Origin of the sequence: Lentzea alba, from assembly GCF_047445655.1 — a bacterium.
Lineage (GTDB): Bacteria > Actinomycetota > Actinomycetes > Mycobacteriales > Pseudonocardiaceae > Lentzea > Lentzea alba_A.
In genome coordinates this window covers 304,391-329,209 of the sequence record NZ_JAJAEG010000004.1, presented here as the reverse complement: position 1 = coordinate 329,209, position 24,819 = coordinate 304,391, and the positions used below count along the sequence as shown (strand labels likewise).

At 68.9% G+C, this 24,819-nt stretch carries 20 protein-coding genes and 2 pseudogenes; 9 read left to right on the top strand and 13 right to left on the bottom strand.

Annotated elements, in window-relative coordinates:
- Window position 1 precedes the first annotated feature (1 nt).
- Window positions 2–1,231, bottom strand: coding sequence for a sarcosine oxidase subunit beta family protein (locus LFM09_RS09195; RefSeq protein WP_414095893.1), 1,230 nt, complete (start codon window positions 1,229–1,231; stop codon window positions 2–4).
- Between the two features lie 68 nt (window positions 1,232–1,299).
- Between LFM09_RS09195 and LFM09_RS09190 the strand changes: the two genes are divergently transcribed.
- Entirely contained in the window at window positions 1,300–1,959 is a 660-nt protein-coding gene (locus LFM09_RS09190) for a GntR family transcriptional regulator (protein ID WP_414095892.1), read from the top strand.
- 2 nt (window positions 1,960–1,961) lie between these two features.
- On the opposite strand, the gene LFM09_RS09185 is transcribed toward LFM09_RS09190, so the two are convergent.
- From LFM09_RS09185 to LFM09_RS09140, 10 genes and pseudogenes are all read right to left on the bottom strand, one after another.
- Complete coding sequence (locus LFM09_RS09185; protein ID WP_414095891.1) at window positions 1,962–2,090, bottom strand: hypothetical protein; 129 nt, start codon at window positions 2,088–2,090, stop codon at window positions 1,962–1,964.
- On the bottom strand, window positions 2,077–3,774 hold the full coding sequence (locus LFM09_RS09180) for a BCCT family transporter (protein WP_414095890.1): 1,698 nt from the start codon (window positions 3,772–3,774) through the stop codon (window positions 2,077–2,079). Before LFM09_RS09180 ends, LFM09_RS09185 begins: the two co-directional genes overlap by 14 nt.
- A 5-nt stretch (window positions 3,775–3,779) precedes the next feature.
- Window positions 3,780–4,280, bottom strand: a pseudogene (locus LFM09_RS09175) (SRPBCC family protein); the annotation flags it as partial.
- A 200-nt stretch (window positions 4,281–4,480) separates the two neighbouring features.
- Window positions 4,481–4,957: pseudogene (locus LFM09_RS09170) on the bottom strand (aromatic ring-hydroxylating oxygenase subunit alpha); the annotation flags it as partial.
- Window positions 4,958–5,083: 126 nt separating this feature from the next.
- Window positions 5,084–5,377: a hypothetical protein gene (locus tag LFM09_RS09165; RefSeq protein ID WP_414095889.1), complete on the bottom strand. Its 294-nt coding sequence runs from the start codon at window positions 5,375–5,377 to the stop codon at window positions 5,084–5,086.
- On the bottom strand, window positions 5,374–7,824 hold the full coding sequence (locus LFM09_RS09160) for a GcvT family protein (protein ID WP_414095888.1): 2,451 nt from the start codon (window positions 7,822–7,824) through the stop codon (window positions 5,374–5,376). Before LFM09_RS09160 ends, LFM09_RS09165 begins: the two co-directional genes overlap by 4 nt.
- 50 nt (window positions 7,825–7,874) lie before the next feature.
- Window positions 7,875–8,486, bottom strand: coding sequence for an MBL fold metallo-hydrolase (locus LFM09_RS09155; RefSeq protein WP_414095887.1), 612 nt, complete (start codon window positions 8,484–8,486; stop codon window positions 7,875–7,877).
- Entirely contained in the window at window positions 8,483–9,568 is a 1,086-nt protein-coding gene (locus LFM09_RS09150) for an S-(hydroxymethyl)mycothiol dehydrogenase (RefSeq protein WP_414095886.1), read from the bottom strand. The genes LFM09_RS09155 and LFM09_RS09150 overlap by 4 nt, the downstream gene beginning before the upstream one ends.
- 14 nt (window positions 9,569–9,582) lie before the next feature.
- Window positions 9,583–10,857: a serine hydroxymethyltransferase gene (gene glyA, locus LFM09_RS09145; RefSeq protein WP_414095885.1), complete on the bottom strand. Its 1,275-nt coding sequence runs from the start codon at window positions 10,855–10,857 to the stop codon at window positions 9,583–9,585.
- 213 nt (window positions 10,858–11,070) lie between these two features.
- Window positions 11,071–11,850: an IclR family transcriptional regulator gene (locus tag LFM09_RS09140; protein ID WP_414095884.1), complete on the bottom strand. Its 780-nt coding sequence runs from the start codon at window positions 11,848–11,850 to the stop codon at window positions 11,071–11,073.
- Between the two features lie 133 nt (window positions 11,851–11,983).
- Here LFM09_RS09140 and LFM09_RS09135 point away from each other — a divergent pair, with 133 nt between their 5' ends.
- The 4 genes from LFM09_RS09135 (at window position 11,984) to LFM09_RS09120 (ending at window position 15,366) form a co-directional block, all read left to right on the top strand.
- Complete coding sequence (locus LFM09_RS09135) at window positions 11,984–12,301, top strand: bifunctional 3-phenylpropionate/cinnamic acid dioxygenase ferredoxin subunit (RefSeq protein ID WP_414095883.1); 318 nt, start codon at window positions 11,984–11,986, stop codon at window positions 12,299–12,301.
- Window positions 12,298–13,458: an NAD(P)/FAD-dependent oxidoreductase gene (locus tag LFM09_RS09130; protein ID WP_414095882.1), complete on the top strand. Its 1,161-nt coding sequence runs from the start codon at window positions 12,298–12,300 to the stop codon at window positions 13,456–13,458. The genes LFM09_RS09135 and LFM09_RS09130 overlap by 4 nt, the downstream gene beginning before the upstream one ends.
- 54 nt (window positions 13,459–13,512) lie before the next feature.
- Window positions 13,513–13,869: a hypothetical protein gene (locus LFM09_RS09125; protein WP_414095881.1), complete on the top strand. Its 357-nt coding sequence runs from the start codon at window positions 13,513–13,515 to the stop codon at window positions 13,867–13,869.
- A gap of 90 nt (window positions 13,870–13,959) precedes the next feature.
- The gene (locus LFM09_RS09120; RefSeq protein ID WP_414095880.1) at window positions 13,960–15,366 is read left to right on the top strand and encodes an alpha/beta fold hydrolase; all 1,407 of its coding nucleotides are present in this window, start codon (window positions 13,960–13,962) and stop codon (window positions 15,364–15,366) included.
- A 1-nt stretch (window position 15,367) separates the two neighbouring features.
- Here the strand turns inward: LFM09_RS09120 and LFM09_RS09115 are convergent, their stop codons facing one another.
- Window positions 15,368–16,045, bottom strand: a complete 678-nt coding sequence (locus LFM09_RS09115; protein ID WP_414095879.1) for a hypothetical protein — start codon at window positions 16,043–16,045, stop codon at window positions 15,368–15,370.
- A gap of 71 nt (window positions 16,046–16,116) precedes the next feature.
- On the opposite strand from LFM09_RS09115, the gene LFM09_RS09110 reads away from it, so the two are divergent.
- The 4 genes from LFM09_RS09110 to LFM09_RS09095 are packed head-to-tail and all read left to right on the top strand — an operon-like array spanning window position 16,117 to window position 18,640.
- Window positions 16,117–16,884: a crotonase/enoyl-CoA hydratase family protein gene (locus tag LFM09_RS09110; protein WP_414095878.1), complete on the top strand. Its 768-nt coding sequence runs from the start codon at window positions 16,117–16,119 to the stop codon at window positions 16,882–16,884.
- Between the two features lie 18 nt (window positions 16,885–16,902).
- A complete protein-coding gene (locus tag LFM09_RS09105; protein ID WP_414095877.1) occupies window positions 16,903–17,055 on the top strand; it encodes a CopG family transcriptional regulator in 153 nt (50 codons plus the stop codon).
- Window positions 17,052–17,396 (top strand): VOC family protein, encoded by a 345-nt coding sequence (locus LFM09_RS09100; RefSeq protein ID WP_414095875.1) that lies wholly within the window; start codon window positions 17,052–17,054, stop codon window positions 17,394–17,396. Before LFM09_RS09105 ends, LFM09_RS09100 begins: the two co-directional genes overlap by 4 nt.
- Window positions 17,393–18,640 (top strand): MFS transporter, encoded by a 1,248-nt coding sequence (locus tag LFM09_RS09095; RefSeq protein ID WP_414095874.1) that lies wholly within the window; start codon window positions 17,393–17,395, stop codon window positions 18,638–18,640. Before LFM09_RS09100 ends, LFM09_RS09095 begins: the two co-directional genes overlap by 4 nt.
- A gap of 53 nt (window positions 18,641–18,693) precedes the next feature.
- Here the strand turns inward: LFM09_RS09095 and LFM09_RS09090 are convergent, their stop codons facing one another.
- A complete protein-coding gene (locus tag LFM09_RS09090) occupies window positions 18,694–24,798 on the bottom strand; it encodes a DUF6973 domain-containing protein (protein WP_414095873.1) in 6,105 nt (2,034 codons plus the stop codon).
- Window positions 24,799–24,819 lie beyond the last annotated feature (21 nt).

Sequence of the window (24,819 nt, the reverse complement as noted above, 5' to 3'; positions counted from 1 at the left end):
CCTAGTGGGCCACGGCGGCGGCGCCGTGCTCGTCGACGAGAGCGCCCGTGGTGAAGCGCTCGAGGGTGAACGGCTCGTTGTACTGGTGCGGCTTGTCGTGGGCGATGGTGTGCGCGAAGCAGTCACCGACACCGGGCGTGGCCTTGAACCCGCCGGTCCCCCAGCCGCAGTTCAGGTACAGCCCGCCGACCGGGGTGAGCCCCACGATCGGTGACGCGTCCGGCGACACGTCGACGATGCCCGCCCACGTCCGCAGCAGGTGGGCGCGCGCGAACACGGGGAACAGCTCCAGCGCCGCCGACATCTGCTGCTCGATGATGTGGAACGAACCCCGCTGGCCGTAACCGTTGTAGCTGTCGATGCCGGCGCCCATCACCAGTTCTCCCTTGTGCGCCTGGGAGACGTAGACGTGCACGGCGTTGGACATCACGACGGTCGGGTGCACGGGCTCCAGCAGTTCGGAGACCAAGGCCTGCAACGGGTGCGAGGCCAACGGCAACCTGAGCCCGACCATCGCCGCGAGGACCGAGCTGTGGCCGGCCGCGCACAACGCGACCTTGCCCGCGGCGATCCGGCCACGTGAAGTCTCCACGGCGGTGATCCGGCCACCTGCGGTTTCGAGCCCGGTGACCTCGCAGTTCTGGATCAGGTCGACGCCCATCGCGTGCGCCGCCCGCGCGTAGCCCCAGGCCACGTAGTCGTGCTTGGCGATACCGGCGCGCGGCTGGTACGTCGCCCCCAGCACGGGGTAACGCACGTCCGGCGAGACGTTGACGATCGGGCAGATCTCCTTGACCCCGGCGGGATCCACCCATTCCGCGTCGATGCCGTTGAGCCGGTTGGCGTTGACCCGCCGCACGCTGTCGCGCACGTCCTGCAGGCTGTGCGCCAGGTTCAGCACACCGCGCTGGTCGAACAGGATCGGGTAGCCGAGGTCCTCCTCCAGGCCCTCCCACAGCTTCAGCGAGTGCTCGTAGATGCCGGAGCTCTCGTCCCACAGGTAGTTCGACCGGATGATCGTGGTGTTGCGGGCCATGTTGCCGCCGGCCAGCCAGCCCTTCTCCAGCACCGCCACGTTCGTGATGCCGTGGACCTTGGCGAGGTAGTAGGCGGTGGCGAGGCCGTGCCCTCCGCCGCCGACGACCACGACGTCGTAGGAGGCCTTCGGTTCCGGGTTCTCCCACAGGAAGTCCGGGTGCTCCGGCAGATGTGCTCCGGGCGGGCTGGTCATTGCGACGCCTCCAGCGAAATCATCTGGTCGACTACTGGTATATCAGTCTGTGCAGTACGGTAGGTCACATGAACACTCGGGTCAACGACGAGCCCGCGGCCTCCTCACTCACGGAGCAGGCGTACGCCGTCCTGCGCGACCGCCTGGTGATGTTGGAGATCAAGCCGGGCGAACCGATCAACGAGGAGCGGCTGCGCACCGAGCTCGGCGTCGGCCGCACCCCGATCCGCGAGGCCCTGAAGCGGCTGGAGCAGGAACGGCTCGTGGTCGCCTACCCGCGCCGCGGCACGTTCGCCACCGACGTGAACATCTCCGACCTCTCGCACATCTCCGAGGTGCGCCGGACCCTGGAACCCCTCGCCGCAGCCGCTGCCGCCGAGCGGGCCACAGCAGAAGACCGCGCCGCGCTGACCGAGCTGCGCTCCCGGCTCGACACGGCGCCGCCGTCGGGCGACAACACGGAACTGCTCCGCGTCGACGTCGGGGTGCACCGCTCGATCTACGGGTGCGTGCACAACCCGTTCCTCGAAGACACCCTGATCTCCTACGACAACCTGGCCACGCGCATCTGGTGCGTGTTCCTGCCGCGGCTGTCCGGAATGGCCGGTCACGTCGACGAGCACGTCCCGTTGCTCACCGCCATCGTCGAGGGTGACAGCAAGAAGGCCTCGGAGCTCGCCCTTCAGCACGTCGTCGGGTTCGAACGCGCCATTCGCGCCCTGATCTGAGCTCATGGCCGCTCCAGCCGGATGACGATCGCCTTGGTGTGGAAGGCGGCCGCCTCCGGCCGGGCAGCGCGCGCAGCTCGGACAACGAGGACCCCGGTGAAGCCGGCCGCGGACCGCTCAGGTCTTCTCATCGACGACTTCCCGTGCCACCACGTGCCCGTTGCTGCCGGCCTTGACCTGGATCGGTGCCACCTGCAGGCAGAAGTCGCCGTCGTACTCCTCGTTGCCCACGGCCACGGCCTGCTCGACGATCTCCGCGCAGTGCTTCTCGCGCAACACCATCGGGTCGCTGCGCAGGTCCTTCGCCAGCGCCACGCACAGCACGACCATGACGAGCGCGAACGGTGCCGCCGCGATGATCGTGAGGTTCTGCAGGCCGGTCAACGCGGCTGCGCCACCGCCACCGACCAGCAGCATCACCGCGGCCACGCCACCGGTCGCCACACCCCAGAACACCACCAGCCGTCGATGCGGTTCGATGGCGCCGCGCTGCGACAGAGTGCCCATCACCAGTGAGGCGGCGTCGGCCCCGGAGACGAAGAAGATCGCCACCAACACCATCACCACCACACCGGCGACACCCGCCAGCGGGAACTGGTCGAGCACGCCGAACAGCTGCGACTCCGGCGTGCCCGCGCCGGCCAGGTCGGTTCCGCCGCGCTGCAACGTGATCGCGGTGCCGCCCATGATCGTGAACCAGATCAGGCTGACCACCGACGGCACGAGGATCACGCCGCTGACGAACTGCTTGATCGTCCGGCCGCGGCTGATCCGTGCGATGAACATGCCCACGAACGGGGTCCACGAGATCCACCACGCCCAGTAGAAGATCGTCCACGACGACAGCCAGCTCTCCATGGCCTCGCCACCCGAGGCGCCGGAGCGGGAGATCATGTCGCCCATCTCGCGGAAGTAGTCGCCGATGGCCGCGGGCACGAGGTTGAGGATCAGCACCGTCGGCCCGACGACGAACACGAAGACCGCCAGCACGGTCGCCAGCACCATGTTCATGTTCGACAGCCACTGGATGCCCTTGGCCACACCGGACACCGCCGACGCCACGAACGCGACGGTCAGCACCGCGATCACGCCGATGAGCACGCCGACACCGGGGTTCTCGGCCACGAACCCACCGGCCTTCAACCCGCTGCCGATCTGCAGCGCGCCGAGCCCGAGCGACGCGGCCGAGCCGAACAGCGTCGCGAAGATCGCCAGGATGTCGATCAACCGCCCGAGCGGCCCCTCCGACACCCGGTCACCGAACAGCGGCGCGAACGCCGCGCTGATCAACTGCTTGCGGCCACGCCGGAACGTGCCGTACGCGATCGCCAGGCCCACCACCGCGTAGATCGACCACGGGTGGATCGCCCAGTGGAACAGCGAGGTCGCCATCGCGGTCTCGACCGCCGCGTCCGTACCGCCCTCCACCGTGCCTGGCGGCGGCTTCACGAAGTGCGACAACGGTTCCGCGACACCGTAGAACATCAACCCGATGCCCATGCCCGCGCTGAACATCATCGCGACCCACGAGATCGTGCGGAACTCGGGCCGCTCGCCGTCGTGGCCGAGCGGGATCCGGCCGTAGCGGCTGAAGGCCAGCCACAGCGCGAAGATCACGAACCCGGTCGCCGCGGTGAGGAACGCCCAGCCGGTGTTGCGGATGACCCAGCCGAGCACGGCGGAGGACACGCTGCCGAGGCTGTCCGTGCCGAACACGCCCCACGCCAGGAAGGCCGCGGCGACGACGGCGGACAGCGTGAAGACGACTTTGTCCGTACTCGTTTTCGTGGTGGGAAGGAACTTCAGGTCGGGCATGGCAACTACCACCTAGTAGTTGATGTGACTTCCTGTACCCAGCGGTGGAACTCCCCGATGTGGTGCTCGGAGGGAACCAACACACCCCCTTGCGCGTAGGCCCGCGACGACATCGCGGGCTGGCACCGTTCACAAGCTTCGAAGTCCTGCTCGTTGACGCGGTGGAAGAGCTCGACGGACCGCGAGACGTCCTTGCCGGTCGCGACGACGTCCTTGGCGTAGAGCCAGTCGCACTCGACGATCGTCCGGTCGGCGGCCATCGGGAACATCCGGTGGATGATCACGTGGTCGGGCACGAGGTTGATGAACACCTGCGGCCGCACGGTGATCGCGTAGTACCGGCGTTCCTGGTCGGAGCCGACGCCGTCCAGCGTGTCGAAACCCTCGCTGCCGTCGATGGTGAAGCCCTTGATCTCCTCACCGAACACCGCGCCGTGGCCGACGTAGTACTGCGCCGCGTACCCGTCCGCGAACTCCGGCAGGACCTCCGTGAGCTCCGGGTGGATGNGCCGACGCCGTCCAGCGTGTCGAAACCCTCGCTGCCGTCGATGGTGAAGCCCTTGATCTCCTCACCGAACACCGCGCCGTGGCCGACGTAGTACTGCGCCGCGTACCCGTCCGCGAACTCCGGCAGGACCTCCGTGAGCTCCGGGTGGATGGTCGCGCAGTGGTAGCACTCCATGAAGTTCTCGATGATGAGCTTCCAGTTGGCCTTGACGTCGTAGGTGATCCGCCGGCCGAGGTCGAGCTCGCTGACCTGGTAGTTGCCGATCGCGTCGAGGTTGCCGAGCCGTTCCAGGACGTCCTGTTGGACGGTCTGCTCGAACGACGGCGGCTCCTCGGCCAGGCACAGCCACGCGTAGCCGAGCCACTCGCGGAGGTGGACGGTCTTCAGGCCGTACTCGACGCGGTCGATGTCCGGCATCGAGGTCAGGTTCGGGGCGGCGACGAGCTTGCCGTCGAGCCCGTAGGTCCAGGCGTGGTACGGGCACTGGAAGTTGCGCTTGACCGTGCCGGTCTCCTCGGTGCACAGCTTCGCGCCGCGGTGCCGGCAGATGTTGAGGAACGCGCGCAGCGAACCGTCACGAGAGCGTGTCACCAGCACACTCTCGCGTCCGATTTGGACGGTCCGGAAGTTGCCGGCGACGGGCAGATCGGCGCTGCGGACCGCGCAGAACCACATCCGCTCGAAGATTCTCTCCTGCTCCAGCTCGAAGATCGCCGGGTCGGTGTAGGTGCTGCCGGGCAGCGTGGGGATCAGGCTGGACGGGAGCTCGGTCGCGGTCATGGTCACTCCGTGAAAGTCTGGTCAGAGAAGGAGGGTTCGCGCGTCCGCGCCGGCGCAGATGACCAGCAGCGGTGCGGCGTGGGTGCTCGACCGCGTCAGCACGCGGGCTCCCGTTCCGGCGGGCTCGACGTGAAAGTCGATCACCGTTTCCTCGAAGCGCAGGTCAGCGCCCGCCCGCAGAGCCTCGTCGGCGTCGGGGAGCTCGGCCTGCGGGCGGCTGTCCAGCCCGAGCACGCGCAGGCCGCGCGAGGCGAGCCGGTGTGCGGCCGCCCCGCCGAGCCTGCCGAGCCCGATCACGATCACGTCGTGGCTCATGATCGGATCCGCTTCATCTCTGGGTCGAAGAGCGGTTCGGAGGTGACCACGGCCTGGACGCGCTCGCCGAAGTACTCGATCTCGACGAGCGTTCCCTCCACCGCGACCTCGGCGGGCAGCCAGGCGTACGCGATGTTCTTGCCGATCGAGTAACCGCGCGCCGCACTGGTGACGTAGCCGACCGCGACCCCGCCGGCGAACACCGGTTCGGAACCCATCACGACCTGGTGGTCGTCGTCGATGATCAGACAGGTGAGCTTGCGCGCCACGGTGTCCTCGGACTTGCCCTCCAACGCCTTGCGGCCGTGGAAGTAGCCCTTGTTCATGCGGACCGCGAACCCGAGCCCGGCCTCGAACGGGTCGTGCTCGGTGGTCACGTCCGCGCCCCACGAGCGGTAGCCCTTCTCCAGCCGCATGCTCGTGAACGCGCTGCGACCAGCGGCGATGACCCCGTGCCGCTGACCGGCCTCCCACAGCGTGTCCCACAGGCGGCGGCCCATGTCGGCGGTGGTGTAGAGCTCCCAGCCCAGCTCACCGACGTACGACAGGCGCATCGCGGTGACCGGCACCTCGCCGACGAAGGTCTGCTTCGCCTTGAAGTAGCCCATGGCCTCGTGGGAGAAGTTGTCACGTGTCAACGGTTGCAGGAGGTTGCGCGCCTCCGGTCCCCACAGGCCGATGCAGCAGGTGCCCGGGGTGATGTCGGTGATGTGCACGCCACCGTTCGGGGGCAGGTGTCTGCGCAGCCAGTCGACGTCGAGCGGGCCGTTCGCGCCGACCTGGAAGCGGTCCTCGGCGAGCCGCGCGATCGTCAGGTCGCTGCGCACTCCCCCGTCCTCGTTGAGCAGCAACGTGTAGACCACCGCGCCCGGCTTGCGGTCGAGCTGGTTGGTGGTCATGGTCTGCAGGAACGCCAACGCCTCGGGGCCGCTGACCTCCAGCCGCTTCAACGCCGTCATGTCGAACATCGCGACCCGCTTGCGGGCGACGAGCGCCTCGGCACCGGCGATCGGCGACCAGAACCGGGACGCCCACTCGTTGCGTTCCGGGATCTCCGCGACCTCCGGCAGGTTCGCGTTGGCCTCGTACCAGTGCGGCCGTTCCCAGCCCGACGCTTCCAGGAACACCGCGCCGAGCTCCTGCTGGCGCTCGTGGAACGGGCTCGTGCGCAACGGCCGTGGCCGTTCGGCAGGTTGCAACGGGTGCAGGATGTCGTAGACCTCGACGAAGCTCTGGCAGCTGCGTTCGTGCACGTAGCCGGGCGAGCGCTGGACGTCCTCGAACCGGTTGAGGTCGCAGCCGTGCAGGTCGATCTGCGGCTGGCCGTCCACCAGCCACTCGGCCATCGCCTTCGCCACGCCGGCGGAGTGCGTGATCCACACGGCCTCGGCCACCCAGAACCCCTTGAGGTTCGGGTGTTCGCCGAGCAGCGGGTTCCCGTCCGGAGTGAAGGAGAACAGGCCGTTCACGCCCTCCTCGACCTTGGCGTCACCGAGGACCGGCAGCAGGTCGACGGCGGCGTCCCAGGAGGTCTCGAAGTCCTCCGGGGTGAACGCGATCTCGGACGGCATGGTCGGCGCCACGTCGAAGTCGAGGATGTCGTCCGCGGAGATCGGCATGGGCCGGTGGCCGTACGCGCCGATGCCGAGGCGGTCGACGTGCTCGCGGAAGTAGAGGTCGGCGTCCTGGTGGCGCAGCAACGGCTTCGACATCTCGTTGAGCTCGCTGTTGACGCCCTGCAAGGCTTTGAGCGGTGTCGTTCTCGCGTACTGGTGCGCCATCGGGACCAGCGGGATGTCGAGGTCGACCATCCGCCCGATCCGCGGGCCCCACATTCCCACGCAGGACACGACGATGTCGGCGGCGAACGTGTCGTGCTCGGTGATGACGGCCTTCACGCGGCGGCTGGTGCGTTCGATGCCGGTGACCTTGTGGTGTGCCAGGAACTTCGCGCCGCGGTCCATCGCCCGGCGGGCCTGCGCTTCCGCCGCCCGGAGCGGCTTGGCGAGGCCGTCGCTCGGGATGTGGAACCCGCCGAGGATCTTGTCCGGGTCGAGCAACGGGTGCAGCTCCGCACACTCCCCCGGATCGCGCAGGTAGCTCTCGACGCCCCACGACGTCGCCCAGCCGTGCCGGCGCTTGATGTCCGTCCAGCGCTCCGGCGTGGTGGCGACCTCCAGCCCGCCGAGCTGCTGGAAGCACCACTTGTCGTCCATCGTCAGCGCTGTGTACTTCTCGACCGTGTACTTCGCGAACGAGGTCATCGTCCTGCAGCCGGTGGTCTGGAAGACCAGGCCCGGGGCGTGCGAGCTCGACCCTCCGGTCGCGAACAGCGGTCCCTGTTCGAGGACGGTGACGTCGGTCCACCCGCGCGCGGTCAGCTCGTCCGCGAGCGCGCATCCGACGATGCCCGCTCCGATGAGCACAACGCGTGGTTGCGTTGCCATGGCTGTTCTCCTGCCGTGTGGTGGGGCCGGTGCCGTCTTTCTTCTGGCAGTCAGCCTTCGAACTGCGGTGCTTCGGCGCCGATCGTCGTGGTGGGACCGTGTCCGGTGTGGACGATCGTCTCCGTCGGCAGGGTCAGCAGCCGTTCCCGGATCGAGGTGACGATCGTCGGGAAGTCCGAGTACGAGCGGCCGGTGGCGCCCGGACCGCCCTCGAACAAGGTGTCTCCGCTGAAGACCGCTCCGAGATCCCGCGCGTACAGCGAGATCGAGCCATAGGTGTGGCCCGGCGTGCTGAGCACTTCGAGTGCCGTGCCCGCGACGGTCAGGGTCGCTCCGTCGGTCAGCCACACGTCCGGTTCGCGGTCCGGGTACAGGGCCGTCCACAATGCACGGTCGTCCGCGTGGATCAGGATCGGCGCGCCGACCTTGTCCGCGACCTCGGCGACGGCGTTGATGTGGTCGTCGTGCCCGTGCGTGCAGACCAGCGCGGTCACGATCCGGCCGCCGACGGCTGCGAGGACGGCTTCCGCGTCGTGCGCCGGGTCGATCACCAGCACCTCGTAGTCGTCGCCGACCAGCCACACGTTGTTGTCGACGTCCCAGGTGCCACCGTCGAGGCTGAACGTCCCGGACGTGACGACGTGCTCGATCCGCGCGCTCACAGGACCACCACCGAACGCAGCACACGACCGTGGTGCATGTCCTCGAACGCCTTCTCGACGTCTCCCAGCCCGATCGTCTCGCTCACGAACGCGCCGAGGTCCAGCCGGCCCTGCAGGTGGAGGTCGATCAGCATCGGGAAGTCACGTGACGGCAGACAGTCGCCGTACCAGGACGACTTCACCGCACCACCGCGGGAGAACACGTCGATCAACGGCAGTTCGAGCTTCATGTCCGGAGTCGGGACACCCACCAGCACGGCGATGCCGGCGTGGTCACGGGCGTAGAAGGCCTGCTGGAACGTCTCCGGGCGGCCGACCGCGTCGATCACGACGTCGGCGCCGTTCCCGTCGGTGAGCGCGCGGATCGCCTCCACGACGTCCTGCTCACGGGCGTTGACCGTGTGCGTGGCGCCGAACCGCTGCGCCCATTCGAGCTTGGTGTGGTCGAGGTCGACGGCGATGATCGTGCGCGCGCCCGCCAGCCGTGCGCCGGCGATGGCCGCGTCGCCGACACCGCCGCAGCCCAGCACCGCCACGCTGTCACCCCGGGTCACCCCGCCGGTGTTGATCGCGGCGCCGATGCCCGCCATCACGCCGCAGCCGAGCAGGCCCGCGACCTCGGCCGGCGCCTTCGGGTTCACCTTCGTGCATTGTCCACTGTGGACCAGGGTCTTCTCGGCGAACGCGCCGATGCCGAGCGCCGGGCTGAGCGGCGTGCCGTCCGCCAGCGTCATGGGCTGGGAGGCGTTGTGGGTGTTGAAGCAGTACTGCGGCCGGCCCCGCAGGCACGAACGGCAGGAGCCGCACACCGCGCGCCAGTTGAGGATGACGAAGTCTCCGGGCTCCAGGTCCACGACACCGTCGCCGACCGCCTCGACCACGCCCGCGGCCTCGTGCCCGAGCAGGAACGGGAACTCGTCGTTGATCCCGCCCTCCCGGTAGTGCAGGTCGGTGTGGCAGACCCCGCAGGCCTGCACCTTCACCAGCGCCTCGCCCGGTCCGGGGTCCGGCACGAGAATGGTCTCGACCGAGACCTTGGCTCCGCGCCCCGCCGCCACGACACCGTTCACCGCGTGTGCCACTTGAATCGCTCCTGTCAGAGGTGGGGGTAGAGGGGGTTGTTCTTGGCCAGCAACGCGACGCGGGCCGACAGGTCGACCTCCACCGTCTCGTCGAAGGAGGGCTTGAGCGCGGCGGCGATGATGTCGGCGACCTCGGCGAAGTCGTCGGCCGTGAAGCCGCGGGTGGCCAGCGCGGGTGTGCCGATGCGCAGGCCCGAGGTGACCATCGGCGGGCGCGGGTCGAACGGCACGGCGTTGCGGTTGACCGTGATCCCGATGCGGTGCAGCCGGTCCTCCGCCTGCTTGCCGTCCAAAGAGGACTCGACGAGGTCGACCAGCACGAGGTGCACGTCGGTGCCGCCGGAGAGGACCTTCACGCCGGCCTCGGCGCAGTCGGGTCGCGCGAGCCGTTCGGCCAGCAGGCGGGCGCCTTCCAGCACCCGGTGCTGGCGTTCGCGGAACTCCTCACCGGCCGCGACCTTGAACGCCACCGCCTTGGCCGCGATGACGTGTTCCAGCGGACCGCCCTGCTGGCCGGGGAACACCGTCGAGTCGACCTTCTTGGCCAGCTCCTGCCTGCAGAAGATCACTCCGCCCCTGGGACCGCCGAGCGTCTTGTGCGTCGTGGTGGTGACCAGGTCGGCGTACGGGATGGGGCTGGGGTGCAGGCCTGCCGCGACCAACCCGGCGAAGTGCGCCATGTCGACCATGAGCTTGGCGCCGACCGCGTCGGCGATCCGGCGGAACTCGGCGAAGTCCAGCTGCCGCGGGTAGGCCGACCAGCCCGCGATGATCAGCTTCGGGTTGCTCTCGTGTGCCAGCCGTTCGACCTCGGCCATGTCGACGCGGCCGGACTCCCGGTCCACGTGGTAGGCCACGACGTTGTAGAGCCGGCCGGAGAAGTTGATCCGCATCCCGTGCGTCAGGTGACCGCCGTGCGCCAGGTCCAGGCCCATGATCGTGTCACCGGGCTGGAGCACCGCCGCCATCGCCGCCGCGTTCGCCTGCGCACCGGAGTGCGGCTGCACGTTCGCGTGCTCGGCACCGAAGAGCGCCTTGACCCGCTCGATCGCGAGCGCCTCGACGACGTCGACGTGCTCGCACCCGCCGTAGTACCGGCGTCCCGGGTAGCCCTCGGCGTACTTGTTCGTCAGCACCGATCCCTGTGCCTGCAGCACACCCACCGGCGCGAAGTTCTCCGAGGCGATCATCTCCAGCGTCGACTGCTGGCGGTGCAGCTCGGCCCGGATCGCGGCGGCGACCTCGGGGTCGAGCTCGTCGAGGTTCTGGTCCAGAAGTGAGAGTGACAACGGGCCGACCCTTCCGAGCGAGTTCCGTAATACGCAACGTTGTTCGCATTATGCAACTGCAGCGGCATCACCGTGAGCCTCGCTCAGGTCGTTGTCAAGACCCTGTCGCACGGACGGAGTCATCCGAGACTGCGCCGTTCCGAGTGGTCACAGCCCTGAAACACGAACGAGCCCCCGGCGTTCACCGGGGGCTCGCGGTCGTGCGGAGATCGCTCAGGAGGGGTGACCCATCCGGAGGGACAGATCGCGTGACGCCGTCCGCAGCTCCTCGACGATCTCGGGCATGCGCTTCTGCGACAGCCGGTAGGCGGGACCGGCGGCGCTGATCGCCGCGACCACGTCGCCGTGGGCACCGAACACCGGAACGGCGACCGCGTGCAGCCCGGCTTCGAGCTCCTCCATGCAGGTCGCGAACCCGTCCTCGGCGGTGCGGCGCAGCACGTACCGCAGCTTCACGGGATCGGTGATCGTGCGCGGCGCGCAGGACTCCAGTTCGCCGGACAGCAGGCGGTCCTGCTCCGCGTCCGACGCCGCGGCGAGCAGGACCTTGCCGCTCGACGTCGCGTGCAGGGGCGTGCGCTGACCGACCCAGTTCTGCGCCGCCACCGCGGAACCGCCCCGCGCCTGGCTCACGTTGAGCGCGACATCGCCGTCCAGGACCGCGATGTTGACCGTCTCACCGAGGCGGTCCGCGAGCTCCGAGCAGACCGGGCCGCCCACGCGGGCGTAGTCGAGCTGGCCGGTCACCGCGCCGGCGAAGCGCAGCATGCCGATGCCGATCCGGAAGGGTCCGCGTTCGCCGTCCTGCTCCACCAGTTCACGGGCCTGAAGTGTGTAAACGAGTCTGGACGCGGAGGACTTGTGCACGCCGAGCTCGGCGGCGATCTCGGTGATCCCCGCTTCGCCGTTGCGGGCCAGCAGCTCCAGAACGGCCACCGCCCGATCGACCGATTGCACGAGCGCAGGATCGCGCTCCTCCCCGTTGTTGCCCATGGCGCAACGGTAACCGATTGGTGCAACCACCCCGGATCAGCCAAAACGCTCCTTGACGCACTTCCACGTTCTGGGTCATCCTGCTGTTGCGTATCGCACACCGTGTTCCGTAATACGCAACGGAGGGTTTGAGATGATCACCGCTTGCACCGTGGACGAGCTGCCCGTCGGCGAGTCCGTGCGAGTTCCCGGCGAGGTCGCGATCGCGGTTTTCAACGCGGACGGCGAGTTCTACGCGATCGACGACACCTGCAGCCACCAGGACGCGTCGCTGTCCGAAGGCTGGCTGGAGGGCTGCTTCGTCGAGTGCCCGCTGCACGCCGCGAGCTTCGACCTGCGCACCGGTGTGCCGACCTGCCTGCCCGCCAAGAAGGCGGTGCGCACCTACCCGGTCGTGGTGCAGGACGGCGTGATCTACGTGGACACGGGCAGCCGCGAGGCCGTCGCATGAGGACGATCGCGGTCGTCGGCGCGTCGCTCGCCGGCCTGCGATCTGTTGAGGAGCTCCGCCACCAGGGCTTCTCCGGGCGCATCGTGGTGATCGGCGAGGAACCGCACGCGCCCTACGACCGGCCGCCGCTGTCCAAGGCTTTCCTCTCAGGCACCCTGCCCGCTGAGGAGCTCGCGCTCTCCGACGAGGACTTCGCGGCGGAGTGGAGGCTCGGGGTGCGCGCCGACCGGGTCGACCCTCGTGCGGGTGAGATCCACCTGTCTGACGGGTCGGTGCTCCGCACGGACGGTCTGGTGATCGCCACCGGTGGCCGTCCTCGCACGCTCCCTGGCACCGCGGCTCTGCAAGGCGTGCACACCCTGCGCACCCTCGACGATGCCGTCTTGTTGCGCGCGGACCTGCGTCCCGGCGCGCGCGTCGTGATCGTCGGCGCGGGCTGGATCGGGGCCGAGGTCGCGTCCACGTGCCGTGCGCTGGGCCTGGAGGTGACGGTCGTCGAGGCGGCGCCCGTGCCGATGGAACGCGCGCTCGGACCGGTGATGGGAACGCTCTGCGCGGAGCTGCACGCAGATCACGGCGTCGATCTGCGTCTAGGCGTTGGGGTCGCGTCGTTCGCATCCAATGGCACGCGGGTGACCGGAGTGGTCCTGCAGGACGGCACCCACCTCCCCGCCGACGTGGTCGTGGCGGGCATCGGCATGGAGCCCGCGACCGACTGGCTGCGTGGATCAGGTCTACCGCTCGACAACGGCGTGCTGTGCGGCACCGGCTGCGTCACGTCGATCCCCTCGGTCGTCGCGGTCGGCGACGTCGCCAGGTATCGAAGCGCTTCCGGCAGCCAGGTCCGGCACGAACACTGGACCAACGCCTCCGAGCAGCCCGTCGTGGCCGTGCGCAACCTCCTCGCGGGGACAACGATCGAAGCGTTTCGACCGTCCGGTTACGTCTGGTCCGACCAGTACGGGGTGCGCCTGCAGCTCGCGGGCGAGACCAGCGGTGCGGACGAGATCACCGTGGTCGACGGCTCGCCGGACGACCGCAAGTTCGTCGCCGAGTTCCGCCGCGACGGCATCGCCGTCGGTGTGCTCGCCATGAACAACGCCAAGCTCTTCGGGCGGATGCGCCGCCAGCTCACGTCCACAGCCGGGAGCCGGTGAGAACCTCGGCACGTTCTCACCCGGCCCGGCCGCCGACTGGGTAGAACGAAGATCATGACTTCACGGATCACGGTCTGCCGGGGATGCTGCTGCGGCACCGAGCGCAAGCACCCCGAGGTCGACCACGACCGCCAGCTCCGGGTGCTGCGTGAGCACCTCACGTCGGTGCGCGTCGCCGACTGCCTGGACGCGTGCGAGGTCTCGAACGTGGTCGTCGTGCAGCCCAGCCCGGCCGCGCGGGCCGCGGGCGCGAAACCGGTGTGGGTCGGCTCGGTCCTGGACGACGACGCGGTGCGGGGCGTGATCGACTGGGTCGGCGCCGGCGGACCGGGCCTCGCCGCCCCACCGCCGTCCGTCGCGGAGCGGATCGTGCCCACCCCGGCGGTGACCCAAGATCAGCCCGTGGTCTGACACCGCACCATCCTCCAGGTTGTTGTCCGCTCGTTCGCGCGCGGTGGACGATCGACCTGTCCATCGATCTGGAGGAAACCCTTGCGTCCCATGCTTTCCGCTGCCCTGGCCAGCTCCGCGCTACTGCTGAGCACCGGTGTCGCGGCCGCGTCGGCCCCCGAGTGGCAGCTGTGCTCGGCGGTCGCCACCGGCTGGGATCCCGCCGACCAGCGCACGGAGTGCAGAATGGTCCAGGTACCGCTGGACCACGCCAACCCCGGCGGACGCAAGATCGACATCGCGGTCAGCAGGCTCAAGGCCACCGGCGACCGCACCGGCGTCGTCCTCGTGAACCCCGGCGGCCCCGGCCAGCAGGGCGTGACCATGCCGGGCCACCTCGCCAAGAGCAAGGCCGCCGGGCTCAACGTCCACCACGACCTGATCGGCTTCGACCCGCGAGGCATCGGTTACAGCACCTCCGTTCCGTGCACCCGAGATGAAACCGAACCCGACCCGTCGTTGTCCCCCAAGGAAAAGGCCCGGTTCACCGCCGAACGCGACGCCAAGCGCAACCGCGAGTGCTTCGACCGCGATCCCGATCTCGCGCGCTCCCTCACAACCGCGAACGTCGCGCACGACATGGACGTCATCCGGCGGGCGCTCGGCGAGGAGAAGATCGGCTACTACGGCATCTCCTGGGGCACCGGCCTCGGCGCGATGTACCGGACGCTGTTCGACGCGCACGTGTCCCGGATGCTGCTCGACTCGGTCGTGCCGCCGGTGCTGAACGTGACCACCATGGACGACGACCAGGCCGTCGCGGGCGAGAACACCTTCCACGAGTTCGCCGCGTGGCTCGCGCGCTACGACTCCGTCTACCACTTCGGTGCGACTCAGACCACCGTCGTGCAAACGCTGCTCGACCTGCGCGCCGAGCTGACCGCCCACCCGCGCACCGGCCCGGACGGCACCGTGATCGACGGCGACACGGTGAACATGATGTTCGCCTACCCGCGCAAGCAGTGGGCCGGCGCCGCGGCTGAGCTCCGGTCCATTCGCGACATTCCGGCGCGGCCGGCCGGCCTCGGCTGGGACTCCGAGCTGCACCGCTACGACCCGTTCCCGCAGACCGCGTTGCTGTGCAACGACTCCCCTAGCCCGCGCGACTTCGACACCGTCTGGCAGCACCACGAGGATCGCAGCGCCCGCAACCCGGTCGCAGGCCGGTTCGGGATCTACGAGCAGCGCTGCGTCGGCTGGCCGACCGCCGGCCGGCCGTGGCAGCTCACCGCGGGCAAGAGCCAGGTGCAGCTCGTCGGGCACCTCTACGAACCGGTGACGCCGATCGGCTGGGCGCTGGCGATGCGCGACCGGATCGGCGGCGACCTGATGACGATCGAGGACGACGCCCACGGCTCGCTGTCCGACCTGCCGTGCGCCGAGGCCGCGGTGACGTTCTTCGACACCGGCCGCACGACGACGAAGAGCTGCGCGGGCGCTCCCGTCCCGTCCCCGTGACTCAGGCGCCGAGCGGCTTGCGCAGCTCTGCCGCCTTCGCCGGGCCGTACTTCGCGACCAGGAGCTGTTCGAGCAGCTCGTCGACCGTCAGGTTCCGCTGCTTCGCGAGGTCGAGCATGGCCGGCTCGGCGAGTTCGAGCAGCGGCTGCAGGTCGATCTTCCAGGCGCCGTCCTCCCGGACGAAGCGGAACTTCCACGGCGCCTTCTTGCCGCTGGACAGCACCTCGGCCTGCGCCGTCTCGCCGTTGACCTCGATCTCGCCGAGCGAGAGGTTGCTGATGCTCTGCTCGGCGACCAGTCCCTTGTCGAGCGCGATCTTCACGATGTCTTTCGCCGACGCGGAGCGCAGGGTCGCCGGATCGATCTCACCGCGCAGCAGGTACACGACGAACCGCTTGTGGAACTGCAAGCCCGAGAGCTGCTCCTCGGTGCCGGTGAGCGCGAGCTTCCTGGCCTCCTCGTAGAGCCCCATGATCGGGCTCGCCACCAGCGACACGCCCGTGGCGCCGTCCTTCGACAGCGCGGCCTCCACATAGGTCTCGAAGGCTGTCTTGATCGCCGGTGCCTCGTCGGCCGAGACCGACGTCGGCGTGGAGGTCGGGGTGGTGGTGGTTCCCGGTGCTGTGGTGCCGCAAGCGGCCGCGAACAGGCACAGGAATGCCACGAGGAATCTCTTCACGCCGGGAGCGTAGATGCCCTTCGGCCCGGCCGTGGTGCCATTTGTTCAGGCTCTCGCCCTAACCTCGGGCGATGGACGTACGAGTCGAGACCACCGGCACCACCACGCTGATCTGGATGAACCGCCCGGACCGCCGCAACGCGGTCGACGGCCCGATGGCCGCCGAGCTGCGGGACGCGTTCCTGGCGTTCGAGGCGGACCCGGCCCAGCGCGTGGCGGTGCTGGCCGGCGCGGGCGGCACGTTCTGCGCGGGCGCGGACCTCAGCAGTGTCGGGGATCCCGCCCGCCGCAACGAGCTCGACCCCGACGGCGGCGGTGCCGGGCCGATGGGGCCGACCCGGTTGCAGTTGACCAAGCCTCTGATCGCGGCGGTCAGCGGGTACGCGGTGGCGGGCGGGCTGGAGCTCGCGCTGCTCGCCGACCTGCGGGTGGTCGAGAGCGACGCGGTGTTCGGGGTGTTCTGCCGGCGATGGGGTGTGCCGTTGATCGACGGGGGCACGGTGCGCCTGCCGCGGATCGTGGGTCTGGGACGTGCGCTGGACCTGATCCTGACCGGGCGGCCCGTCGCGGCCGACGAGGCGTTGGCGATGGGGCTGGCCAACCGGGTCGTCTCACCGGGTCAGGCGGTGCCCGTCACCTTGGAGCTGGCCGAGCAGATCGCCGGGTTCCCGTTCGAGTGCGTGCTCGCGGACCGGGCTTCGACCTACGCGGGCCTTGATCTGCCGCTCGCCGAGGCGTTGCGCGCCGAGGGTGCGGCGGGCGTGCCGATCGTGGCACGGGAGGGTGTGTCCGGGGCCGCGCGGTTCGCGGGCGGCGAAGGCAGGCACGGCCGGTTCTAGTTTGCTGGCATCCTAGCCATGGCCGGTGAGAAGCAGCAGTTCAACATCTACCTCCCCGCCGCGCTGGTCAGACGGGTCAAGCACGCCTCGGTGGACGCGAACGTGTCGTTGTCGGCGTTCGTGGAGGAGGCGCTGGAGAGCTACCTGCGCACCCTGGAGGAGCAGCGATGAGGATCGTGCCGATTCGCTACACCGCCGAGGTCGCCGCGTCGAAGCGCTTCTACCTGGCGCTGGGGCTTTCGACAGGCGCGTCGTCACGGCCGGGTGCGTGGGTCGAACTCCCCGCGGCATCAGGAATGCTGGCACTGCACACCGCCGACGTGGCGCCGGGAACGTGCGAGCTGGCGTTCAAGACCGACGAGCTTTTGGAGGACGTGGCCGCGCGGCTGCGTGAGGCGGGCTTCTCCCCCGGCCCGGTGCTCGACGAGAACCACGGCCAGTCCCTGCGCGTGCGCGATCCGGACGGCGTGTGGGTGCAGATCCACCTGCTCGACCGCGAGCTCTACACGTGACCCGGCCCCGGACTCTGGCCATCGGCGTCGTGTCGTTGGAGTTCGCGGCTGCCGTCTCGACGTTCGTCTCCTCCACGCTGCTGCCCGCGATCGTGCGCGACCTGTCCGCGCGCGACTCGGTGGAGCTGTTGATCGCGGGCTCGACACTCGGTCTGTTCGTGGCGCTTCCGTTGGCAACACGAGTAGTCCGCCGCATCGGCCCGCGCGGCACGCTCGCTGTTGGCATGGTCGCCTACCTCGCGGGCACGGCCGCCTCCGCTGTTTCTCGTTCTGCCTGGGTGTTCGCAGCCGGGCAGTTCGCCTCCGGTTGCGCGAGCGGGCTGCTGGCCGTTTTCGGCATCAGCGCGGCGATCCAGCACCTCGACGACCAGTGGCGGATGCGCGTGATCGCCGCGTCGTCCGCGATGTGGCTCCTGCCCGCTCTGGTCGGTCCGGCCGCGACCCTGGCGTTGGAACACCTCGTCGGGTGGCGGTGGACGTTGCTCGTGCCGGTGCCCGTGGTGATCGCCGGCCGGATGCTGATCCTGCGCGCGAGCAGCGGCGCGCATTCGGACGACGCTTCCGAACGGCCGTTGTGGCGCACCCTGCTCGTGCCGCTCGGGGTCAGCGGTGTGGTGCTCAGCGACTGGTGGCCTCTGGCTCTCGTCGGATTGACGGTCGCGTTGGTCGGCGTCGCGTCGCTCATGCCCGCCGGAACGTTGAGGCTGAAGCGCGGTGCGCCGGCCGCGTTGGTGGTGATGACCTTGTTCGGCGTCGGGTACTTCGGCGCCGACAGTTTGATAACTGTGCTGCTGACCGACGGCTACGGCACGAGCATGGCGCGGGCGGCGGTCGTGTTGAGCGCGGCGCCGTTGGCCTGGTCGGTGACCAGCTTGACGGTGCCCCGGCTGAGGAGCCTCGGGAAGGAGCCACCGCCTGCAGTCGGTCTTTCCCTCACTGCGGTCGCGGTCGGCGTACTTGCTTTGGGCGCACCGAGTTTTCCGGTCGCACTGGTGGCGTGGACGCTCGGTGGCATGGGGGTCGGGCTCGCTTATCCGAGCCTGTACCTGCGGTGTACTTCCGGGGCCGAGTTCGGGGCCACCGAGCTGGCGGCGGCGGTGATCACGGCGGAGGCGTTCGGCCTGTTGCTCGGCCGGGCCGTGGGTGGCGCGATCGTGTCGGTCGGGGAGCTCGGGCTCGCGTACGGGATGTTCGCGGTGTTCCTCGGGCTGGGCGCGATCCTCGCCGTTCGGGCAAAGCAGTAGCGGCGATCACCAGAACCTCCTGGTGATCGCCGCCAACGCCTAGCTAAACCGGACTAACGGTCCGCGCATCTGCCACCTGCCGTCGTGCCACAGGGCAACTGGCCGGGCTGGACACCTGCTCGTTTCTGGTCCTCGTTCCAGTCCCAGTACTGACTGCCTTCCTTCGGCGCCTCGTTGCTGCGGATGAGCCGGTGGTTGGCATAGGTGTCTCCGACCTTGTCACTCGTAGCCGCCAGCAACTGTCCTGTGTCCACGAGGTACTGGATGTAGAACGGCCCGGACTCGAAGAACAACGGATCGTTCTTGAACTTCTGCGCGGCCAGCCTGCCCTGCTCGTTGTTGTAGAGGTCCATCGCCTCCTGCACGTCCTTGGCGACCTTGTTCCGCTCGTGCGCGGTCGTGAGCTCGAACGCGAACTTCTCGCCGTACTCGTGGGCGATCATCATGTTCCAGTACGCGTGCCGGAAGGCGTCCTGGCGACCACCGACCTCGAACTCGTTGGGGTAGCGCTTGACCGCTTCCTCCTTCGCGAGCTTCTGGTACTTGTTCATCATCGCGAGGGTGTTGCCGAACTGCATGTTGTCGAACGCCCCGCATCCGCCCTCGGCCGCGAACCTCACGAAGCTCCACTCGTCACCGCACGCGTACCTGGTCACGACGTCCAGCTCGGCCCAGACCACGTCCTTGCCGGCGACCTTGATGGACCCGCGGGGATCCGTGGCGACCTGGTACTCCTCCAGGATCCGCTCCAGCGGCCACTCCTGGGTCGGCGACGCCGCGGGAGACTGCCCCGGCGGGTTGTTCTCGTCGTAACCGTGCTCGGTCGGCCAGCCGGCACCGCCGTTGCACGAGTCGCACCACAACCCGGTCGGGTCGCTGAAGGTCACCGGACTGTTGTTGGAGTAGCTGTAGGCGTTCCACTGCTGCGGGTCCGACGTGTCCATCACCGGGTCGACGGAGATGAACCGGCCGAGTGCCGGGTCGTACTCGCGGGCACCGATGTGCGTGAGCCCGGTGCTGTCCAGCGTGCCACCGACGAAGCCCTTGTCCATTTTGGACGGCCAGGTGCCGGAACCACCGCGGACCTCACCGAACGGCAGCGTGCGCCGGGTGCTGACGAGCTGGCTCAGCGCGTTGATCGAGATCTGCGCCGTGCCGTTCTGGTCGGACGACAGCCAGGTCAGGCCGGTCGACGTGCGCATCGCGATGGACTGGCCCGCGTGCGTGAAGTAGCGGGTGCAGGTCTTCGCGCCGGACGACGTCGTGTACCGGAGTTCCTGACCCGGCAGGTACAGCGTGCGGCCGGTCGGATCGCGCTTGATCAACCGGTTGCCGTCGGCGTCGTAGACGTACGACGACTCGCCGGAACCGTCGACCGTGGTGGCAACCCGTCCCTCGCGGTCCCAGGTCATCGTCTGCGTGCCCGACGGCCCGGGACGGGTGAGCATGTTGCCCGCCTCGTCGTAGGTGTACGAGGCGTTGCGGGTACCCGCGTTGTCGGTGGTCGACGTCGACGCGAGCGTGTGCTTCCCGGCCGCCGGCGTGTAGTTCGTCGTGCGGTCGCCGGCGCTGGTGGCACGCTCGATCAGCTTCGTGCGGTCACCGGCGGTGTTGTACGTGAACGACTGCCAGTACTTCGACGGTCCACCGAGCCCAGCCGCGGACGGCTCGGCCGCGCAGTTGCCCGACCCCGGAGTCCACGCCTCGGTCAGTCGGCGCAGGTAGTCGGTGCGGAAGCACTGCGTGTCCGCGCTGACCGAGTCCGAGACACGGGTGATGTTGCCGGCCGGGTCGTGGTCGTACGTCACGTTGGCGACGTCCGTGGGCCCGGTGACCTTCGAGGTCTGGATCTGCTTGAGCAGACGGGTGTGCTGGTCGTAGTTGCGGGTGACGTCGACGGAACCGCTGCCGCCGTTCTGCATCCGGTACGTGGCCAGCTCACCGAACGACGTGTAGCCGGTGCTGGCAACGAGATCCGTCTGCGCCTTCGTGCCGTACCCGCTCTTCTGGGTGGTCGCCTGGTTCAGCGCGTCGTAGTCGTACTCGAGCGTCTCCTTCAGCAGGTCGCCCGCGGCCGGAATGCGCGTGGAGCGCAGCGCACCGTTGGAGAAGTAGCTGTTGACGTAGCTGTAGGTGCCGCCGAGACCGGTCTCCCCTGCCGGGATCGTGATGTCGGTCGCCACCGGCAGGCCGTCCTTCTGCTGCATCTGGGTGTGCTCGGTGATGTAGGCGCCGTGCTCGCCGTGCCGAACGGACTTCACCAGGTGGCCCTTGACCGAGGTGCCGTCCGCCAGCACGTCGTAGGACCACTCCGCGCGCACCGCACCGGTCGCCGAGTCGTCGCGCAGGCTCTTCTTGCGGCCCAACCCGTCGTAGGTGTACGCGAGGGTCTTGCCACGAGCGTCCGTTGTGGACACGAGCTGGCCCGCGTCGTCGTAGGTCGACGTGGTGACGCCCTTGTCCGGGTCGGCCGTGCGGACCTGCCTGCCGCGCAGGTCGTAGGAGTACTCCCACTTCTTGCCCGACGGGTGGGTGACCTCGGTCAGCTGGCCCTTGATGTCGTAGCCGTACTTCGTGGCGTCGAAGCCGGAAGCACTACCCGCGGCGACGCCCGAGTGGTACTGCCGCAGCTCGGACTTGCGGCCCAGCACGTCCACGAGCGTCGACGTCACGACACCACCGGCGGGCGGCGTCACGTCCGTGCGGTCGCCCGCGTAGTAGGTGGTGGTGCGGGAGATCTCCTCACCACCGGGGCTCGCGGTCGACACGTTCTTCTTGAGCGCCTGAACGGTCGTGCGACCCGCGCCGTCGAAGCTCGTCATCACCGCCGACGGGATGGTGTCGGTCGCGAGGAACAGCTCGGTGCTCGGGGCGACGTTCGCGAGGTACGCGTTGTTCGACCGCTTGGCCCGGCCCGCCGAGTCGTAGAACGTGTCGGTGACCACCGCGTTCGTCGATCCCACCGCGTCCGGCTTCTGGATCTGGCGAGTCCGCAGCAACCCGTCGTAGAGCTCGTACGAGTCGATGTACCGGTTGCCGGCGGCGTTCAGCGTCTGGGTCGTGACGACCGCAGGGCCGTTCGTCCGCTGCACGTACGAGAACTTCTTGTTCGGCGTGCTCGGGTCGGCGCCCGGCAACCACACGGCGGTCGTGCGGCCGAGGCCGTCGTGCTTGATCTCGGTCCGCTGCTGGTTCTGGTCCACGACGGCGACCGGCAGGCCCAGCGAGGGCTCCAGGTGCGTCGTCGTGACCCAGCCCAGCGGGTTGGTCGCGTCGGTCCGGGTGACCGGGCCACCCGCGGCCGGGGTGAACGCCGTGCTCGACGATCCCTTGGGGTCGGTCAGCTTCGTGACACGGCCGTAGCTGTCGTACTCCGACGACGCGTCGGTCTGGTAGGCCGCGACGCCGTTGACGTACGACTTCAGGCTTTCGACCTTGGTGGCGTCACCCTTGGTCGGCGCGGCGCCGTGCGCCTGGCCGTCGTAGTACGTCTTCGAGTCCGAAGCGAGGTCCGCGTCCTGCAGCCCCACACCCGCCTGGGCCTTCGTGCAGTTCACCAAGAACTTGCGCTCACGCGACACCGAGGCGATCTGCCAGGCCGTCGTGTTGCGCGCGTAGTCGACCAGCGTGCACTTCTCGTCACCGGTCACGGCGTCGTCGCCGCGGTCCTCGGTGCGCGTCGGCAGGCCATAGGTCTGGTCGAACTCGGTGGCCGTGCTGGTCGTGCGGTAGCCACGGCCGCCGTCTAGCGCGGTCCGCGAGTGCGTGCTCGACGTCGCCGAGAAACGGGCGTGCACGGTGAAGTCGTTGACCGTGCGGCTCGCCGTCGGTTCGGACTGCCACGGCACGTTCGCCGTCGCCGACACCTCGGACCCGCCCGGACCGTTGTAGGTGATCGACTCCCGCGCCATGCCGGCGAACGCGTCCTCGTCGTTCACCGCGGGGACGTTGCCCGCGGCGATCGCGGGCAGGACGACGTTGCGGGTGCCGGACGGGAGCTTGTCACCGTGCATGCCGCGGAAGTAGCGGGTCTCGGTCAGCGTCTGCTCACCGGGATCGCCCTTCAAGGCCTTCACCGCGCCGTAGCCGCGCCACGTCGACCAGGTCTTGTTCTCGGCCTTGATCAGGCCGTCGTCGTCGGAGTAGTGCCACGCCGGCGCACCGACGTACTCGTAGGCGGTGACCACCCGGACCGAACCGCCGGTCGTGTCGGTCTCGGTAACGTTGTTCACGACGTACTTGTGGAAGTAGTCCCAGATCGGGTCCTTGTTGCCCTCCGGCGTCCAGCGCACCGGGTAGCAACGCAGGTCGTTGTCCTGCAACGCGTTCGGGTTCGGCATCCGCGAACCCACGACGCAGTCCGCGTCGGAGTAGGTGACGTCGATGCGGCCACCGGTCTCCGAGTGGATCGTCTTGAGCCGCCACCACTTCATCGCCGCGAGCTGGTCGGAGTGGGTGTCCACCCGGTTGCTCAGCTGGATACCGCCGAACCGCACGTCCGGCAGGTCCGTCTGCTGCCCTCCGATCAGACCGGAGTGCGAGATCTTGTCCAGCCACAGACCGGCGCGCGTGCCGTCACCGGGATCCGGGAACGAGTGCCCCAGGGTCCACTTCTCCACCGCGTTGCCGCCGACCTTCGTGGTCACGGCCGCCAGCCGCTTGGTGCCCCAGAACGTCGGCGAACCGGTGCGGCAGGGACTGGTCGTGCACTCCTGGTCCCACGGCGTGTCCGGCCAGTGCGCGGCGTCCTTCGTGCCGCAGTCCGCCAGGCAGCGATCGGCCGGCTCCAGGATCACCTGCATCGGCGCGGACTCGGAACGGTCCGTGCGAGTGCCGTAGTCGATCTGCTTGAGCACCGACGCGCGGTCGTACTCGGCCAGATCGTCCGTCTTGTTGTTGCGCGCGTACTTGTTGGTCTCCTTGTCATAGCTGTACGTCATCGTGTTGTTGTGCGTGTCGACGACGTACTCAAGGTTCCAGCGGTACGGCTGCGAGCAGAACGAGTCCTTGAACGCGTTGGCCGCACACGGCTCCCCCGCGTGGTTGCCCGCCACCGGCACGTTGAGCACCGACTGCGCGCTACGACCGAACCAGTGCTGCGTGCCATCCGGGGTCGTGACCACCCAGTGCTCACCGTTGCGCGCACCGTTGTCGACACCGGTGCGGAACTCCACGCGGGTGCCGTCGTCCTTGCGCAACCGCCAGCGGGTGTCGTTCTCCTTGATCAGCTCACCGCCGTGACCGCTCATCGACAACGTGGCGTTCTCGTTGCGCCAGCACAGATCACCGGTCTTCTCGGTGTTGCGCGCGCCGTTCGCCATGTCCTCGCCACAGCCCACGTACTTGCGCTCGATGAAGTTCGAACCCAGCTCGAAACCCTCACCGATCCACGACGGCTGGTTGTTCGACGCCGCCATCCGGCCGTCGACACTCGACGACGAGTACCCCAGCGCCAACGACGGCGTCGGGCCACCCAACGACGGCGGCATGCGCAGCTCGTAGTTCCACGAGAAGTCACCGGTGCTGCTGCCCGCCGACCACGACGCCGAAGGCGACAGGCTCGTCGCCGAGTACGTGCCGGAGCCGCTGGAGGTGCCGGCCGTCAGCGCCATCAGCGTGCCGGCCGCCGGGGATGCGTCCGCCGCGGTCACCTTGCCCTTGGCCGGGTCGTTGCGCGAGGCCACGGGCTTCGCCGCGCACTCCGGCTTGTCCGGAGTCGTCAGGGCGCACTCGGGCAGCTGCACCAACCGCAGACGTGAGGACCAGTCGCCGCCGTAGGCCCAGCGGAACGACGAGTAGTCGACCTCGACCTTCGCCGAACCACCGGAAACCTTGAACAGCAGGCCTTCCACGCCCGCCTTGCGGGTCTTGTCGCGGTCGAACGTCTCGACCTTGACCTTGGGCTTGGCCGAAGCGTCGGCCGCGGCGACCGACAGCGGGGTGTCGGCCACCTTCTTCGGCGTCTCGGTGACGGCGTCGACTTCGGCGACACCGGCCTTCGGCCACACCGGCGCGCTGCCGGTGAAAGCCTTGCCGGTGCGGACTTCCTCGGTCTTCACGCGATCGGCCTTCTTGCCGGCGATCACGCGTTCTTTGGTCGGTGCGGGCGGTCTGTACGGGGCCGCCGACACGGGCATGGCGACCAGGACGGTGGACACGAGCGACGCTGCTAAAGCGAC